Source organism: Cytophagales bacterium (genome assembly GCA_019456305.1).
Taxonomy (GTDB): domain Bacteria; phylum Bacteroidota; class Bacteroidia; order Cytophagales; family VRUD01; genus VRUD01.
Map to the genome: position 1 here is coordinate 56,189 of VRUD01000009.1, position 18,600 is coordinate 74,788.

Consider the following 18,600-nt stretch of genomic DNA (forward strand, 5'->3'; position numbering starts at 1 on the left):
AAACTATTGTATTTAAAATCATAAAAATGAAAAAACTAACTTTACTCCTTCTGAGCCTGCAAACCTGCACGGTTGACGGCTTCACACAACCCGTCAAGGACTGCGCTGTGAAAATCGGATCAAACTATTACATCAATTGCAAACACATTATCGTGTTTCAGCAGCAGGACGTGCTGACTGTAACAGACACGAAAGGCAATTCAATAAAAATAAACTTTGACATCTTCTCACCTAACGGCAAAAAAGTAGCAGCCGTAAAAGACGGACAACTGGTCGAAGGCAATAAAGACCTGTACGACATAAAATCATCTGACAAGGAATACACCTTTATGGAGAAATCCACCAACCGGATCATCTGCTATGTAAAGAGAACTTTCAACAAAGAAAAGAACCGCTGCGAGCTGCAAATATGGGCCGATATGTATATGCCAAGCGGTTTCTACTTCCAATGCACACCGGAGACGACCAATGTTCCCCTTTTAAATATGATGAAAGGCTCAACTTTCACAGGCGCGGAATCAGCCATAATCTTAAATTGAAAACCGTTATCTTACACCGAAATACCCACGAACATAAATGAATCTCCGCACAATAACAATAGCAGCTACCTTGCTTTTCATTCTGTGCTGCCCTGTCTTCGGGCAATTCAAAAAGGCTGAAAAAATATACAAGAAAATAAACGATGGTGTAGTCCGTATATACACCTATCACCAAAACAACACACTGCATGGACAAGCCAGCGGAGTAATCATCAAGAAAAAAAACTGGATAGTTACCAACTACCACATCCTGGGAGATGCTGAAGTAATCTATGCTGAACACGAAGGTAAATCCGTCAAACTTGACAGCGTAATAGCGATGGACCCTGACAAGGACATACTTGTTCTGCAAATGTCAAAACCTGATGACGCAAATCAATATAAGTCCATCCCCAACATTCGTATCGGCAATAGCAACGACCTTAAAGTAGGCCAAAAGATTTATGCGATTGGCAGCCCTTACGGCTTTGAAAATACAATTACAGAAGGTATCATTAGCGGCTTCAGAACTTCTTTTGACAGTAAGCAAAACTTCATCCAGATTTCAGCGCCCATTTCATCGGGCTCCAGCGGAGGGGCGGTCGTAAACATCAAAGGAGAACTCATCGGAATAAGCACGCTGATCATTAAAGGCGAAACTGCCCAAAACCTCAATTTCGCCATCTTTATCAATGACGTACTTGAGGCTGCCAACAAGAGTGCGAAAAAACCAACAACAGATTCAAAGGTATCTTTGGTCAATTATTACTACCAAAGGGGCTACAATGAATACCTTTCCAAAAACTACTTGTCAGCCATTTTCAATTACAAGATGGCATTAAAATCAAAAGACGAAAGAGGATCTGCCACGCTGTTTTGCAATATTGGTATTGCCTATCATAAATTAGATTTTCTTGACTCAGCGATCACTTGGTACAACAAATCACTTACAGTTGCCGAAGGTGCAGACGCTTATGTGGGCCTTGGCAGCGTATATTATGAGCAAAACGACTTTGATAAAGCGATTTACTATTACAAAAAAGCAATTGAGACGGTTTCTGATTTTTATGAGGCTTATATAGGCCTTGGACTGGTTTACTACACCAAGGGCGATTATTTAGACGCACTTTTTTACCTAAAAAAAGTAATAGAACTAAATGTAAAAAGCCCGAAAGCATATATGCTTATCGGACACATTTCATATACTTCATCACAATTTGACGATGCAATTTCTTTTTATAAGCGGGCAATAAAAGCAAAACCAGACTATGCAGAAGCATACCTGTCATTAGCAAATGCATACATCAAAATAGGCAGCATGGAAAAAGCAATCGAATTCCAGCAGAAGGCGTACCAGCTAAAGCCAGAACTAAGAAATTCAAAAAACTGATAGAGCGTGGCAGATTGAGGAGACGAGGGGCGAGGTGCAAGGGATGCTCTCGTCACTCGTCTCCCGAAAGTTATCAAACATCTTCCATCTTCTTAACCTTTTCCCACACCAACTCTGCTTCAAACCCCCTTGAAATAGCAAACCTGACGAGCTTATTTAGCATGGGGTATGCTCCAGGCTCTTTTTCTTTTTTCTTATCAATTAATTCAGCTAAAGCGTTTAGATATTCCTTTTCATCTATATGTTTCAAGCCTTTATTTATCAGTTCACTGGAAATTCCCTTCAGCTTTAAGCCATTCTCTATCTTGATCTTCCCCCACTTATTTAACCTGAATTTATCATTGACATAAGCTTTGACAAAGCGCTTTTCATTAATAAAATCGTCTTTAACCAACCCATCAATAATTTCTTCTACCTGACTGTTTTGAAGGCCAAACAAATAAAGCTTATCCCTTGCTTCTTGTTTGGTATGTTCTCTGCGAGCGCACCAGGCGGTAATTTTAAGAAGTGCCTGTTTTTTATTATAAACTTTAACTTTATTTGTCATTAAAATAATTTAACGCTAATATACTATACATGCTGAAAACCCGCAGAAATTTAATGCTAATATACTGGTAATGCGCCTTTTGTTTAATTAGTATCATTAGTATAAATTAGTATATTAGTGTTTTATTATTCGTATTGAAAAATAAACGCGCCATCATCCTATTATTCATAGCCAATGCAATTTCGGGTTTTGCCCAGGGAATTTCAATGCTGGCTATACCATGGCATTTTGCAATCCAGGGGCAATCTTCAAAATTTAATTACATATATGCAGCCGTAACGTTTCTTACTTTATTCTGGAGCTTATATGCAGGTACAATAGTAGACAGGTTTAACAGAAAGAACGTATTTTTATCCACAAACGCACTTGGCTTTGTCATTTTAACAAGCATTGCCGCATTTGGCTGCATCAATGATTCGGTTCCGGTATCACTCATTGCCCTTGCTTTTATTACTACTATCTTTAGCTTTCACATACATTTCCCAAACTTATATGCCTTTGCACAAGAAATTACTGTACCCCGGAATTATAAAAAAATAACTTCTTATATAGAAATTGTAGGACAATCAACAGCGGTTTTGTCCGGGGCATGTGCGGCAATTTTATTAGAAGGACTGAACTTTAGTAAACAGTTTATATTATTTGGGGAAACATATCCGGTTTCCTTAGTAATTGAGAAATGGGCCTTGCACCAGGTATTTGCGCTGGATGGTATCACTTATTTAGTTGCTGCCCTGATCATCATCTTTATAAAATATATACCATATAGAAAAACAAACATTGAGAAGGGTATCCTCATAAAACGACTCCGTTCGGGTTTTGCTTATTTATGGAAAAATCCTTCGATCTTTATATTTGGTTTATTTTCATACGCTATTTTTATAGTGCTGTTGATAGAGTTGTTTGCATTATTACCTGCTTATATCAACAATCATTTGGAAGAGGGAGCAGATGTGCTCGGAATTTCTGACTTGATATACGCAATAGGTGCATTGCTTGCGGGTTTTCTGGTTGGTAAAACCTCCCAAAATATAAACCAGGTCAAATTTGTGATCATACTTATTTTAGCTACCACCATAGCATTATTTCTCCTTTCTGTTACCAGGAATTTATGGGTATTTTACCTGGTTGCGATCATCATGGGCTTTTGCAATTCAGGTACACGTATCTTCAGAATTACATACCTTTTTAATTATGTACCCAATGAAGTGATCGGCAGGGTCAATAGCATTTTCGGTGTAGCAAATATTATCATCAGATTCGGCTTTATTTTATTTTTTTCTCACTCCTTTTTTTCTCAGGGATCAAATGTAAGGTTTGGTTATGCTTTTTTAGCCGCCTTTACATTGCTTTCTGCAATGATATTGATGGGAAAATACAGGAAATTAGTGAACTAAAACGGTAAGTATAAAGTTAGTAGGGATAATTGAAAACGAATTTTTCTGGTTAAACGAAAAGCTGTGCGGAGGGGTTTTGCTCTTTGCAACCGAAGGAACGAGGATTGCAATGTGCAAAACTGTGGTGGGCAATAATTGTGAAAATGTTGGTAAATACTTCTTTAAGTTTTAAGATAAACTGAAGTAAAATGTTAAGTTTGCGGCATGAAATCACAGTTTTATTCATCCGCATTGGCAACGGAGGAATTGTTCGGGGAACAAGTAGAGTTGCTGCCATCAGTGACCGAATTATTTGAGCTGGAACTTGCTCACTTAGAATACAAGGCCATACAAGATAGTGACTTCTTAGATCGGACTGCTTTTTTTAAGTCGGTCAATGGTAAATCCTCAAAACATTTTCTGTTATGCTCTGAAAAGCCAGATTCTTTTTCAGATGATAGGTCGGCAAAGACAAAAGCATATTTTGAGAACGGCCAGTTTTCTACGGGGTATGCAACTCATGGCTTGTTCCCTTATCGTGGTAAATTTCATCCACAACTGATCAAAGGGTTGTTAAATATTCTTGGTGTCAAAAAGGGTGAAACAATTTTGGACCCGATGTGTGGTAGTGGTACAGCAAATATCGAAGCGGCAATGATGGGAATTAATTCTTATGGAATTGATGTCAGCCCTTTTTGTCAGTTTATGACCCGTACGAAATATGAGGCATTAACAATTGATGTAGAGCAACTGTCCAACTTGAAAAAAGGACACGAAAAGTTGTTTGATTTTCTAAAAGACAAAAAAAAAGCCACAGAAAAAATAAGCAGTTTAACCTCGAACAAAGCGAAGGTTTACAATCTATCATTACTGGCTTTTTTGGATGCACTCGGTTATTCTAAACGTGTTACATCGTCTACTCACCAACAACTTTTTGAAAAGGTACTAAAACGGTATGTAAACACAGTTGAGGGATTTTTGAACAATTCACATTTTGATAATTCCCAATTAGGGTGGGTAGAGGTCTTGCCCAATTCAGAAGCATTGAAGATTGATTTGCCAAATGATTCGATTGATGCCATAATCACTTCACCACCATATTCTTTTGCGATTGATTATGCTGCTAACGACCAAGACCAATTGGAATATTTGGGATATGATACTAATGAGTTGAAATCTAGAATGATTGGGCTAAAGGGAAGATATAAGAGTGACAAATTGGAAAACTATTTTACAGATATGGGAACTTTCTGCTCAGAAGTGGCAATGGTACTAAAGAAAGGCAAACATTTCGTAATGATAATTGGCTCTAATACCAACCAAACAGGTGGAATTAGGTTGGAGCAAACTGTGATTGACTCGGCAAAAAAGGTCGGGTTAGAATTGGTTAAAAGTATTATCAAACCAATCAAAGGGATGCGAAATACTATGAAGGATGAATACATTTTATTCTTTGAGCGCAAATGAGGTCAACCGAAGATAAATTCAAAACAGTAATACAAAGGAATACCTTCTATTTCTTTAACCAGCGGTTTGAGGAAAAATATGAAGGTTATTTGAACAGCATTAAAGAGACCCTACTTGTCCTAAAGAATAAGATTGAAACACAAGGTTTAAAGAAGGATATTTTTGAAGACCTTCTCTTAAACAAGGAAAATGGTTTGAGAGCATTGCTTGCCCTTACCGGATTTTCCAATGAATACTTAAAGCGGTTGACGACCGTCATTCGGGTTGTTGACGATAAAGAATTAAACTCGCTTGTTTTCAAGGATAAATGGAATACTGATGAAAATTCCGATAACGTCAAAGAGTGGTCAGATAACACAATTCTCAAACTAATACAGGAAAATCAATATTTCCGAAAAGGGATTATAAACATTTTCTTTGAAGGTTCATCTATTCCATTTCTGGCAAATACAATTCCATTATTCGAGTTGAAGAAATTGAGCATTTCAAAGCTAAAGTTTGAAGTGCCCGAAATGATTGATTCACTTATCCGATATAAGGAAAAGGGAAGTTATTCCGGAATGAAAGAAAACAATCCTGAAATCGTGATAGAAGAAATGCTCGATGCAATGGGGATAACCTATGACAGGGGAGATTTGGGTGAACTGATAGACAATGCACCTGATAATAAGAGGAAGATGGATTTTATCATACCGAACAAACAAAATCCATTGATTATTGCGGAAAGTTCTTTTTTGGCAACAACTTCGTCTGGTCAAGGCGATAAATCGAAAACTGAAATTTCAATTGATACACTACTGAAAGAGCATTATCCGGGAGTAAGGTTTATAGGATTTGTTGATGGCATCGGCTGGTACGTTAGAAAAGGTGATTTGAAAAGAATGGTAACGGCTTATGAAGATGTTTTTACTTTTCACAAAGAAGAACTAGCAAGATTTGAAAAACTAATAACTAAAACGTTCACCAAATGATAGATAAGTATTTGAATAAGGTTACGCAAGGCGACTGCTTGGAAATTTTTCAAAATATTCCAGACAATTCTGTGGACATCACTTTTGCGGATCCTCCTTTTAATCTTAAGAAGAAATACAACAGTTATGAAGATAGTTTGGAGTTCAAAGAATATTTGGATTGGTGTGAAATGTGGATTAAGGAAATGGTAAGGGTTACAAAGCCGACTGGGTCAGTCTTTTTGCACAACATTCCCAAATGGCTAACTTTTTACGCTACTTATCTAAACAAATTTGCCCACTTTAAACATTGGATTTCTTGGGATGCTCCAACTGCACCAATGGGGAAATCATTACAGCCAGGTCATTATGGTGTGTTATTTTATGCAAAGGATTTGAGGCAGACAAAATATTATGAAATCAGACATCCACATAAGCGGGATAGGAAAACTGGACACTTGACTAAAGATTATGGTGGTAAAAAAGATGGGTTGCACCCATTTGGCCCCTTGGTGTCAGATGTTTGGACGGATATTCACCGGATAAAGCACAACAGATTTAGAGATAAGCATCCATGTCAGTTGCCCTTGCATTTATTGGAACGTATTGTATTGATGTCAACGGATGAAGGTGATATTATTTTAGACCCTTTTTTGGGAACAGGAACTAGCGCTATTGCAGCTAAAAGTTTGGGACGAAATTACATTGGTTTTGAGTTAGATCAAAATTACGTTGATATTGCTAAAGGCAAATTGGATAGAACATTGCCCAATTCAAAGATTAGTGATGTATGGGTAAGTGTTTATAGAAATGAGGTCGTAACTATCCGAAATGATGACTGGATGGAATTGGAGCGGTATTACATAATTCCAGAACTGAGACGACATCTCGATTATACGAAAATAAAAATACGCGATAAGAATTTGCTGCCTTCCGAGGAAGCCCCAACACTCCATGGAGAGATGTGTAAAAAAGGAGAGGAACGAGCGAAAATCCTTCAGTCAAAACTTCCCAAGAAGGAAGAAGTAGAACTCTAATGACATTTTGCGGGCGGGGTGGTTTAGCTTTTTTGCAAAGCTTGGGCTGTGCGTTGGTTTGTGTGGCTTTGCAAATGTGCTAAACGTCTTTCATCTCCCATTAAAAATCGTAACCCAACGTCCAGTACAGCTTAGGTATTTTCACCTGATAATCTTCAACTCCCCACGCCAGGTCAAATTTCATATAATAGCCAAGCATCATTGATCTTATACCAAGGCCATAGCCAGATATCAACGGATTGCGGTAATTGGTCACCGTAGCTTTAAAAGGTTTGCTCACTACTACCTTTTTGTTATAATTGTTATCACTACTAAAAGGGCTTTTACCACTCCACGCGGTTCCGGCATCTATAAATGTAGTTAGCTGCAGATTCCTGAAAAAGCTCGAAGATATAGTGCTTTTATTAAAATATCTCACTACCGGGATCCTTAGTTCAGTATTGAATAAAACATACTTGTTCCCGTAACGGGCATTATAATTAAACCCTCTCAGGTTTGTAGCAAAAGACAAAAACAATAATTCATTAGCATCGTCAACCAGTTCTTTTTCAGTTCCAGGTTCAAAAGCTATTGGGGGATGAAACCACCAATTATCCACCCCCCCAAGCGAAAACATCTTACTTGCATTACCAAATGAATATCCATAAGAGATACGAGAGGCTAATATAATTTCCCTGTGTACCTTTTGGTAACGTCTTAAATCAATTTTAAGGATATTAAAATTGTTCTCTTTATCCTTTAGGCCAAAATAAGATTTAAAGCCGACCTTAAATCTTGTGCCCTCAACCATATTAAGCCCATAAACAATTGAATTATCAACTACAAACTCACTGTTATATCCTGTGAAATTTGTAACAAAGTCTGAGCTGCTTAACATGGACGGATCAAGATCGGTGTATCTTGTCTGCACAAAAAAAGGTGTGAATCTTATACTTTTAGATTCTGTAAAAGGATAAGACATCGTAAAATTAACCTCCTGTAATCTATATTTTCTTGAAGAAATGAAAACAAAATCAGCAAAAAGTAAACTTTGTATATCATAAGATATGCTGAGATCAACCCTGCGTTTTAAGTAATGATATTCAGCGAAGTATTTAGTGCTGCGAAAATCAGTTAACCCCAATATCCCGCCATATATTTTGTGATCTTCTAACATGTCAGTCAGGCCAACATCCAAAACAAGCCCCAATCCTAAAAGCGGGTCTATTGAAATAGATGAGGTGATTGTGTGTGCACTAAAGCTCAATTCATAAGGGTAGGGAAATGATATTAAGACGTTTTCGGATTCCGTCCCGTCTGTCTCCCCTGGTAACCCGGGGGGGAGTACTTGGAATTCCATTTTCGATTTCTCTCCCGAGTACTCGGGATCAATTTTCGATTTTCCATCTTCCCACCCTTTCGGGTGGTCACCCGTTAGGGGTGACATTTCCCTACCTGCCCCTATAATATCGGGATCAGTACCAAACCTATAATCGTCTATATCAATTTCCTCATCACCAGACTTATCGGATTTGGAATTTCGGATTTCGGATTTCGGATTTTGGATTATAGTATCATTTTGCACGATCGGATCAGGACTAATTTCCCTTGGGAATTCATTCCTTATTTTCTTTATATGCTCTATTCTTTTTTCGGTTTTCGAGTTTCGAATTTCGGTTTTCGAGTTTCGAGTTTCGGTTTTCGAGTTTCGAATTATATGCTCTATTTCCCTATTTGCTTCTTCAACAATCTTCTGCCTGTACGTACTTACATTTATTGCCGGGCGTCCATGATCTAAATCAAAATCATCATAATAATATACATATTCTTTCCCTTTATTTGTTATTAAAAATGCCACACTAACAGCTCCCCTTCCGTCCCCCCAAAGGGGGGAGACTTTGCCATCCCCTTTCCCCTCTATTTCCCTATTTCCTTCTTCAACAATTCCCTTCCAAATATCAAATTCATTAATGTTTTGTTGAAAGCTGCTTATTGCCTGCTTCTGGCGGGTTAAAAGATTATACCTATACAAATTTTTTATTCCTTTCTCATCGCTCAGATAGATAATATTTTCATTATCAAGTCCCATAGGTTTTGTTTCGTTTGCCCTTACAGTATTTGTGGGAATACGATATAAAGTATCGTTGGATTTTTTTAAATCGTAAAGAAAGATATCAAAATTATCAGTTATATCTCTAAAAGTGCCTTTATCAAATCCCAAAATATCATTCTTTCTGTTTGAACTGAACATAATTGCTCTGGAACCTGCCCCGACAAAGTCGGGGTCGGGCATAAAATGAGGATCAATATCGTCAAAGAGATCATCGGTTATTTGTTTAATTTTATCTGATCTTAAATTATAAATATAGATATCCGATTGCCCTTCTTTTACAGCGCTTAATATCAGTTTATTGCCGTCACCTGAATAATCAAAACCTAATATATGGGTGAATTGCCGAAAGGTACTTTTCAATATATGCTTGCTATGAATATTGTAATTATATAATATCAGCTTGCCCTTTTTTATCTCAATGATTGATAATATATCAGAAGATTGCCAGGTCAAAAGCGGGAGCTCGTAATCAACTTTCTGATCAATCGTTTGCTGTCCGCCAGTCAGTATGTTTTTATATTTTTTTAGCTTGTGGTCATAAATAATAACGTTATATTTACCTTTATAATTTTCTGAATATGCGACAAAATTACCATCAGGACTGATCCTGATATTATTATATATAAGACCTTTTCTGTTGTTTTTTGTAATTCTGAATGCTAATTCAGGCCTTACGTACCGGGCAACGATCGGCTCAGCCATTGATATATAATATTCTCTCCAATCTTCTATGAACCTATAATATGGCTGCCCTAATGTACCTTCAATGCTGGATTCTTCATTGCGGGTAAGCCTTGTTAAATTGAGTATGGAAGATATATTTTCTTTTCCATATCGCTGTGCTATAAAATTCCAGATAGAGTGCCCTGCTATTACAGCATCTCTACCAATCAGATGAGAAGGTTTTTTAAAATTACTCCCGGTTTTATCACTGATCACATCTCTTATAAAATCATCCATTTGGTTACTCCAACCTTCAGCAATATAAGCAGCACAGCCATCTAAGTACCATTCGGGAAGAGTGAGCAAATAAGAACTTTGCATCATATCCTTAAAGTTGCCGCCATACATCATTTCGTTGAGAAGTATTTTAGCGATCCCATAACTTATCTCTCGCTTAAAGCCAACCTGAGTACCGGGAAAGGCAATTTCCACCTTGCTTTTGACAATAGTGGTTTTACCGCCAACCTGGTACCTTTGCATATCCAGCCCGATATTACTTTGCTGAAGGTCAGAAACAGCGTTATAAATGATCAACTTCGTCTTGGAATAGGGCGTAAACCCTGCCAGGTCAGTGATCCTCTTCAAATCGGCCTCAGCATAATTTGCAGCCATCTGAGCTAATTGATACCCCCCCTTATAATAATAAATCTCAAAATTGCGGGTACTTATTGAGCTGAAATCAAAATATTTATATTGTACCCTGTTTCTGCCAAAAAGCTCCTGGGAAGCCTGGGCGTGAACAATTGACAGTTGACAGCAGGCAGTTGACAATAGTGTAATACTTATTAGGATACGGGATAGCATTTTGATTTACTGATTTTTTAAAATTAATCACGCCTGTCCCGATGCAATCTGGGAGCTACTCGGGGAGTACCCGGGACAAGCATTTTTATTATGTACGGGTTAAAGTAACGAAAATAATATTACGATATTTATTCGATTTGATTATTTTTTTGTAAATTGTATTTTTAGATTGAAATATTATAGAAGATATAATGCCTTAACCATTGGTTTATCAGCTTTTTATTAATATGAGTCCACTCCGAAAAATCCTCAGATAATTAAAATTCCTTGAATTTTCCTTTGTGGACTCAATATTAAAAATAATATTATTCATACTATATTATACCCTACACTTCCATTTACCACCGCTCACTTGCATCATCAAACATTATTGCTAATTTTGCAAATTATCGTGCTCCGACTTTGCAGGAATTGCGATGGAGTCGGGGTACGAATAAGATAGAATCACGTAATAGCGATCTATTCGTACCCCCACTCCAACACTACAAAAACCAGCAGAGTGGGAGCATGATAATCAGCTACTGAACTACTGAACACCCTTTACCAAATGATCAACATCCAACAATTCATTTTCAATCCTTTCATGGAAAACACCTATGTCGTCTATGATGATACCAAAGAATGTGTGATCATTGACCCCAACTGCTACGAAAAAAATGAGCAGCAGGAATTGGCTTCATTTATAGAAAAAAAGGATTTAAAGGTAAAATATTTACTCAACACCAATCGTTATATTGAACATGTAATGGGTATTATCCAATAATGTAAATAACATTTTTTAAAAAAACTTTCTTTTCTAATATTAATTAATTATATTTGTAGTTAATTATTAGCAAAATAATTATGAACTATAATAGAATTATATTAACAACTCTATTATTAGGATTGCTGTTAATCAATAATGGGAGTATCTTTAGTCAAGTTATTGGTAATGCATTTTTATCAGGACAAACTGACCATAGTGGTACAAAAGTAAAATTTATCCCTAATTCACAAACTGCACAACTTGATTCAACTTATACAAATTTCAATGGTAATTACACAATAAATCTTAACGGAGGACTTTATAAGGTGCTATTTTCTAAGAGTGCGTATCAAAGTCTTTATTATAATTCCGGAAATATATTTGTTATAGCTACAAATGATACATTAAATGATGTTACTTTACAACCTGGTAGTGTTATTTTTGTTACTGGGCCAATTTCAGGAATATGGGAAAATACAAACTATTATATCGTCAGTGGTGACATTAATATTAACAGCGGTTCATCACTGGAAATTGAGGAAGGAACAAATATAAAATTTAATGGTAATTATACTTTTACAGTTGATGGCAAGTTAACTGCTATAGGTACAGAAGTTGATCCGATCATTTTTACTTCTAATATTCTATCTCCCAACGAGGGTGACTGGAACCAGTTAGATATTAATAATTCTCAAACTGTAATTGACCATTGCATTATTGAATATTGTAAAACCTGTATTAATTCATCTGATTACAGCCCAACTATATCAAATAATGAGATAAGATATTTTTCAGATGACGGTATTTATAGTTTGAAAGGTTCTCCTTTGATTACTAACAATGTAATACACGACTATTATAGCAACCCCTATGCGAGGGGAATTTGGATACAAAGTACTTCAAATGCAATTGTAGATTGTAATACTGTTTATAATGGTCTTGGATATGGTATTTATAGTTCTTCTACAATTTTAATCAAAAATAATATAATTTATAATATTACAGGTTCAGACAGAGGTTATGGAATTGATGTTAGACATGCTATATCAACAATTAATAATAACCATATATACTTTTGTAGAATTGGAATAAATATTGGAAGGAGTGGAGATAACAATATGCCAAATCCCTTTATTACAAATAATACTATTCGCAATAATTCACATGCAGGGATTTCATTTGATCAATTTTATGGCAATGGCACAGTAATTAACAATATCATTGTTAACAACAACATAGGTATCGAACAGGGTCTTCCTGGCTGCAGTTTCTGTTCAAATACTCCTGATGAAATTTCATACAATTTAGTATGGAACAATACTAATGGTAATTATGTAGATGTTCAAATAATAGGAATAGGCCAAATCGTAACGACCAATTCTAATGCTGATAACATTGACTCTTATTTTAATCTAAGCCAAGACCCATTATTTGCAAACAATACACCTCCAAATCTAGAGACAAATTCGCCCTGTCTTAATGCAGGCAATTCAAACTATTCATCAAATATCGGATTTAGTAGTTCTTTTGTTTGTGAGCAAATTATTTTAGATTCAAATTTTAATTTAGTTGAAGAATATATTATTATAAATCAAAACTATCCAAATCCTTTTAAGAACCTTACTATTATAAATTATTCAATATTGAAGGATACAAAACTAAAAATTGAAATTATTGATATCAAAGGGCAAATAATAAAAGTACCTGTAAATGAATATAAAATTAGTGGTGAGTATACATTAAGATTAGATGTAACGGGAATGAATAGTGGCATTTATTTTTTCAAATTATCCTCAAATAATTACACTCTAACTAAAAAAATGATTGTTAAAATTTAATTTCCTATAAAAAGGAAGTGCTCTTCTTAAATTTCACAAATGTATTTTTTCGCTGGCTTTACCAAATGATCCACATCCAACAATTTACTTTCAATCCATTCATGGAAAACACACTTCTCGTCTATGATGATACCAAAGAATGTGTGATCATTGACCCCGGCTGCTACGAAAAAGATGAACAGCAGGAATTGGCTTCATTTATAGAAAATAAGAATTTAAAGGTAAAATATTTACTCAACACCCATTGTCATATTGACCATGTGCTGGGCAATCAATTTGTCAAAGATCGTTTTAATGTAGCTTTGTTGCTGCATAAAGATGAGCTTGTCATCCTGAATTCCAATAAGGCGCTTGCTCCTAACTATGGGATCCCGAATTACCAGGAAGCCTATCCTGATGAGTATATTGATGAGCTGGATAAGATAAAATTCGGTGACACTGAACTACAGGTATTATTTGTACCCGGGCATTCACCCGGCCATATTGCTTTTTATAATAAAGATCGAAAAATATGTATTAGCGGTGATGTGCTGTTTCAAAGAAGCATAGGCAGAACAGACCTGCCCGGTGGCGACTATGATACCTTGATCAACAGTATCCATAAAAAAATATTTCCTTTGGGAGATGACATGGTGGTTTATTGCGGTCATGGGCCAAGTACCACTGTTGGGGAAGAAAAAAAATATAACCCGTTTTGTGGTATAGAAAAATAATATGATCAAAAAAAATATCCCCAATTTTTTGACCTGCTGCAACTTGCTTTGCGGATGCGTAGGTATTGTAGCAGCATTTAAATGGAATTTATCTGCTGCAGCGTATTTTATAGGGCTATCTGCCGTTTTTGATTTTCTGGATGGGATAAGTGCGAGAATGCTCAAAGCAGTTTCTAATATCGGAAAACAGTTGGATTCCTTTGCAGACCTGGTATCTTTTGGCTTGTTACCGGCAGTAATATTATACATTATGATTTATCAAAATATATTATCTTCAGCACTTTCACAATTGGATTTGGATAATATCTTCAATTTCCAAACTTTCCCTGCCTTCACCGCATTTCTAATCCCGGTCTTTTCAGCGATCAGGCTGGCAAAATTCAATATTGACACCCGGCAAAGCGACTCATTCATTGGGTTGCCTACACCGGCCAATGCAATTTTGATCGGCTCTTTACCGTTGATACTTGCAAATGACACTTTCCATCTAAGCCCGGTTATACTCAATTCATATTTCCTAATACCAACCATCTTCCTGCTGTGCTATCTTTTGGTCTCAAAACTGCCACTTTTTTCATTAAAATTTAAAAACATTTCATGGGGTCAGAACAAAATTCGTTTCATTTTTCTTTTTATTTCATTGGTTTTGATTATCATGCTAACTTATACTGCTATTCCATTGATCATTTTTATATATATATTTATGTCTTTTTTTAAAACAAAAAAAATACCACAAAGACACAAAGTCACCAAGATACACTAAGAAAACCTTGACGTGAAATTCATGTAATTCGCGTCTAAATTATTTTGTGAAACTTAGTGTCTTAGTGCCTTTGTGGCAAGAATTAAAATGAGATTCAAAGCAGAAATTGACATAATGCCCCTCAAGGAGATCCTTGATCCACAGGGAAAAGCTGTTAAGCTCGGACTCGGGAATCTGGGCATAAATAACATTGAAAACGTGCGCATTGGCAAGCATATTACTCTAGAACTCAATGCTAAAGATGAAGAGCAGGCAAAACAAGTTGTTGATCAGGCTTGTAAAAAGTTATTGGCAAACCTGGTAATAGAAGACTACAAATACAATATATCACTTAAATCTGAGTTATAAATTTTTGAGCTTACACTCTTGTGAAATCCCTCCCCCGAGTAACTCTGGATGGGGAGCGAAGCAATTCAACAGGGTGAGCCATTGATCACTTATTTTTATCATACCTAAATGCTATTTATTTGAAATAAATATCTACCTTACTACTTTCTAACTGTAAAATTAAAAAACTATCCGCCTTCATAAACAATATTAGTCCCGTAGGGACGACCTGTTTGTAGAAAAAATGCCAATACAGCGATAAGCTCCGTAGGAGCGACCTGTTAAAAACCCTTTTGTTTATCTTTGCGGACTGTCATTTAAAATTATTAACGTAATATCTTATTTGGGGAGAATTATGAAACTAAAGGTTTGCTTATTAGTAATTCTGTTTCTTGTATTCAGCTATAAAATCCAAAGCCAGATCCCTGCTGAGAACGGTTCCCACCCTTTCGGGTGGTCACCCGTCAGGGGTGACATCAAAATCAAGTGGGAAAGTAACCGGTATGTTAAAGCCAGAAAAGATGGCTTGAAAGAGGTTCTGGCGTTTGAAGGTGGCAGATATATTGACAACGATATTCCATTACCTGCATATTTTTTACAATTCCCCGGAAAATATCTAAGCAAATTTGAACTATACAATGAAACATATCAAGCCCTAGATGCAGCATCCCAAAAACTGGTTCCGGCAAATTTAGTTCCTGCACAGCTTCAAATTTCTATTGATATACAATACCAAAACAGACGCCCTGTCAGCCTGGTTACTTTTATTCCTCTAAGAAAAAACGATCTTACGGGACAATTTGAAAAATTAGTATCCTTTCAATATAAATTCACCGAATCCCCTCCTGCGAAAATAACAAACATTACAAGAACTTACGCTACGAACTCTGTCCTTGCAGATGGCGACTGGTACAAATTGGCAATAATTAGCAGCGGTATTTATAAGATTGATTTTAATTTCTTATCCAATATAGGAATAAATCCCGGAATCATTAATCCTCAAAACATTAAAATATTTGGGAATGGAGGCGGCATGTTGCCACAGGCTAATGCTTCATTCAGGGTTGATGACCTGGAAGAAAATGCGATCTATATTGAAGGCGAAAATGACGGGCAGTTTAATGCTAACGACTATATCCTTTTTTACGCCCAAGGCCCGCATACGTGGAACTATGATTCTACCAACAAAATTTTTACTCATACTCAAAATTTATATTCTGATACTGCCTTTTACTTTTTAACTGTAGATATTACTTCCGGGTTAAGGATTCAAACTCAAAATAGTTTAACTGGCGGCACTCCGGTCAATACTTTTGATGACCATTTCTTCCATGAACAAGACCTTGTAAATATGGGTAAATCCGGGAGACTTTGGTTTGGTGAAGTATTTGACTTTACACCTCAACGTGATTTTAATTTTGATATCCCCGGATTAAATAATTCTGAGATGAAAATTACTTCTTATGTTATGGGAATCTCCTCAAAAAGTGCTTCTTCTTTTTCGGTTAATATTGCTGGCCAGTCTTTAGGCAAACAGTCAATTCCTATACAAGGTGGAGTGGGAGGTGATTACCCTGATTGGGGTGAAGTCAAAAGGGACACTTTTAATATAAATAGTTCAACATTTAGCAACAACAGCAGTATTACGATTACGCTATCATACAACAAAGGCAGTTCAGGCAATGCAGTAGGGTACTTAAATTATCTTGAAATAAATGCTCAAAGAGAATTAAAGCTTTATGGCAACCAAACCCAATTCAGGTCAATAGAAAGTTTAAATAATGCTGTTAGTGAATTTAAAATCGCAACTGTAACAAGTGTTGATAAAATATGGGAGATCACAGATCCATTAAAACCTGTTGAGCAAAGCTATACATTGAACAACGATACGGCTAATTTTTCCATAGCAACTACCACACTTAGAGAACTTATAGTTTTTTCTGGTAGCGCTTTTCCCTCGCCTGCCTATGTCGGAAAAATTCAAAATCAAAACCTTCATGATTTTACTGCGGCTATCCCCCATCTCGTAATAGTTACTTCACCTGTTTTTTGGGACCAAGCCAATAAATTAGCTGATTTTAGAAGAAGTAACGATGGTCTGGATGTTGAAGTTGTGACAACGAACCAAGTATATAATGAATTCTCTTCAGGCGCCCAGGACATAACTGCTATTCGGGATTTTATGAAAATGCTCTACGATAAAGGCACACAAACCGACTCAATCAGGTATTTACTTTTGTTTGGAGATGCTTCGTATGATTACAAAAACAGGGTCTCACCCAACACAAACTTTGTCCCTGTTTATGAATCCAACCAATCACTTGTACAAATAGGCACCTATTCGTCTGATGATTATTTTGGGCTTTTAGATGATAGCGAAGGTAACTGGGGCACTTCCGAAAATTCTTACTTAGATATTGGAGTAGGACGCCTGCCTGTAAAAAGTATCCGGGAAGCTGAAGACGTAGTAAATAAAATAATAAATTATTCTGAAAATAAAGCCACCTTTGGCAAATGGAGAAATAAAATTTGCTTTGTGGCTGATGATGGCAGCGATGATAATGGTAGTAATATACATGTGTCTCCTCAAGCAGAAAATTTAGCGACTAAGGTTATAAATGAACACCCGGTCTATAACGTTAATAAGATCTATTTGGATGCATATCCGCAAATAGCTACACCAGGCGGAGAAAAATCACCCGAGACGAATGAAGCTATCGACAGGAACATCGAAAATGGAGTATTGATCATGAATTATACCGGGCATGGAGGAGAAGCCGGCTGGGCACACGAACGCATCCTGGAAGTTAACCAGATCAATAACTGGGAAAATTTTGATAACCTGGCATTATTTTTTACTGCAACCTGTGAATTTGGCAGATACGATGATCCTGACCGCACTTCTGCCGGGGAATACATAATCTTGAATCCAGGTGGAGGCGCCATTGCAGCAATTACTACAACAAGGCCTGTTTATTCTGGACCAAATTATAATTTGAATGTGGATTTTTATAACGTTGTATTTACCCCTGTTAATGGAGAAATGCCAAGACTCGGTGATATTATTAGAAAAACAAAAAACGAGGGACCTGTCTTAAACGACAGGAATTTTTCGTTGCTCGGAGATCCGTCAACGCGTTTGGCTTATCCTGAAAAAGATGTAGTTGTAACTAAAATCAACAGTAAAGATATTTCTCCTGATTCTACGGTAGCTGATACCCTGAAAGCTTTAAGTAAAATAACAATTAAAGGTGAGGTCAGAGAAAACAAAGATGACCCACTTACTAAAATAACAGATTTTAATGGCTTT

Annotated in this window: 13 protein-coding genes and 1 pseudogene; 12 read left to right on the forward strand and 2 right to left on the reverse strand. The window is 36.4% G+C overall.

Annotated features, from left to right (window positions below; genetic code table 11):
• Nucleotides 1–26 precede the first annotated feature (26 nt).
• Both FVQ77_03300 and FVQ77_03305 read left to right on the forward strand, forming a co-directional pair.
• Nucleotides 27–539 (forward strand): hypothetical protein, encoded by a 513-nt coding sequence (locus FVQ77_03300; GenBank protein ID MBW8049368.1) that lies wholly within the window; start codon nt 27–29, stop codon nt 537–539.
• A gap of 37 nt (nt 540–576) precedes the next feature.
• A complete protein-coding gene (locus tag FVQ77_03305; GenBank protein ID MBW8049369.1) occupies nt 577–1,908 on the forward strand; it encodes a tetratricopeptide repeat protein in 1,332 nt (443 codons plus the stop codon).
• 73 nt (nt 1,909–1,981) lie between these two features.
• On the opposite strand, the gene FVQ77_03310 is transcribed toward FVQ77_03305, so the two are convergent.
• Nucleotides 1,982–2,455, reverse strand: a complete 474-nt coding sequence (locus FVQ77_03310) for a RecX family transcriptional regulator (GenBank protein MBW8049370.1) — start codon at nt 2,453–2,455, stop codon at nt 1,982–1,984.
• A gap of 113 nt (nt 2,456–2,568) precedes the next feature.
• Here FVQ77_03310 and FVQ77_03315 point away from each other — a divergent pair, with 113 nt between their 5' ends.
• The 4 genes from FVQ77_03315 to FVQ77_03330 all read left to right on the forward strand — a co-directional run bounded on the left by FVQ77_03315 (nt 2,569) and on the right by FVQ77_03330 (nt 7,285).
• Nucleotides 2,569–3,852, forward strand: coding sequence for an MFS transporter (locus FVQ77_03315; GenBank protein ID MBW8049371.1), 1,284 nt, complete (start codon nt 2,569–2,571; stop codon nt 3,850–3,852).
• Between the two features lie 204 nt (nt 3,853–4,056).
• The gene (locus FVQ77_03320; GenBank protein ID MBW8049372.1) at nt 4,057–5,298 is read left to right on the forward strand and encodes a hypothetical protein; all 1,242 of its coding nucleotides are present in this window, start codon (nt 4,057–4,059) and stop codon (nt 5,296–5,298) included.
• Entirely contained in the window at nt 5,295–6,269 is a 975-nt protein-coding gene (locus FVQ77_03325; GenBank protein ID MBW8049373.1) for a hypothetical protein, read from the forward strand. Before FVQ77_03320 ends, FVQ77_03325 begins: the two co-directional genes overlap by 4 nt.
• On the forward strand, nt 6,266–7,285 hold the full coding sequence (locus FVQ77_03330; GenBank protein MBW8049374.1) for a site-specific DNA-methyltransferase: 1,020 nt from the start codon (nt 6,266–6,268) through the stop codon (nt 7,283–7,285). Before FVQ77_03325 ends, FVQ77_03330 begins: the two co-directional genes overlap by 4 nt.
• Before the next feature lie 1,595 nt (nt 7,286–8,880).
• On the opposite strand, the pseudogene FVQ77_03335 reads toward FVQ77_03330, so the two are convergent.
• Nucleotides 8,881–8,976: pseudogene (locus FVQ77_03335) on the reverse strand (6-phosphofructokinase).
• A gap of 2,475 nt (nt 8,977–11,451) precedes the next feature.
• Here FVQ77_03335 and FVQ77_03340 point away from each other — a divergent pair.
• The 6 genes from FVQ77_03340 to porU form a co-directional block, all read left to right on the forward strand.
• Nucleotides 11,452–11,667 carry an MBL fold metallo-hydrolase gene (locus FVQ77_03340; GenBank protein MBW8049375.1) on the forward strand — a complete coding sequence of 72 codons (216 nt, stop codon included), beginning with the start codon at nt 11,452–11,454 and terminating at the stop codon, nt 11,665–11,667.
• 80 nt (nt 11,668–11,747) lie between these two features.
• The gene (locus FVQ77_03345) at nt 11,748–13,487 is read left to right on the forward strand and encodes a T9SS type A sorting domain-containing protein (GenBank protein MBW8049376.1); all 1,740 of its coding nucleotides are present in this window, start codon (nt 11,748–11,750) and stop codon (nt 13,485–13,487) included.
• Nucleotides 13,488–13,552: 65 nt separating this feature from the next.
• Nucleotides 13,553–14,200, forward strand: coding sequence for an MBL fold metallo-hydrolase (locus tag FVQ77_03350; protein ID MBW8049377.1), 648 nt, complete (start codon nt 13,553–13,555; stop codon nt 14,198–14,200).
• Between the two features lies 1 nt (nt 14,201).
• The gene (locus FVQ77_03355) at nt 14,202–14,963 is read left to right on the forward strand and encodes a CDP-diacylglycerol O-phosphatidyltransferase (GenBank protein ID MBW8049378.1); all 762 of its coding nucleotides are present in this window, start codon (nt 14,202–14,204) and stop codon (nt 14,961–14,963) included.
• Between the two features lie 87 nt (nt 14,964–15,050).
• A complete protein-coding gene (gene purS, locus FVQ77_03360; protein MBW8049379.1) occupies nt 15,051–15,311 on the forward strand; it encodes a phosphoribosylformylglycinamidine synthase subunit PurS in 261 nt (86 codons plus the stop codon).
• A 334-nt stretch (nt 15,312–15,645) separates the two neighbouring features.
• A partial coding sequence (gene porU / locus FVQ77_03365; GenBank protein MBW8049380.1) for a type IX secretion system sortase PorU occupies nt 15,646–18,600 on the forward strand: 2,955 nt, incomplete at its 3' end.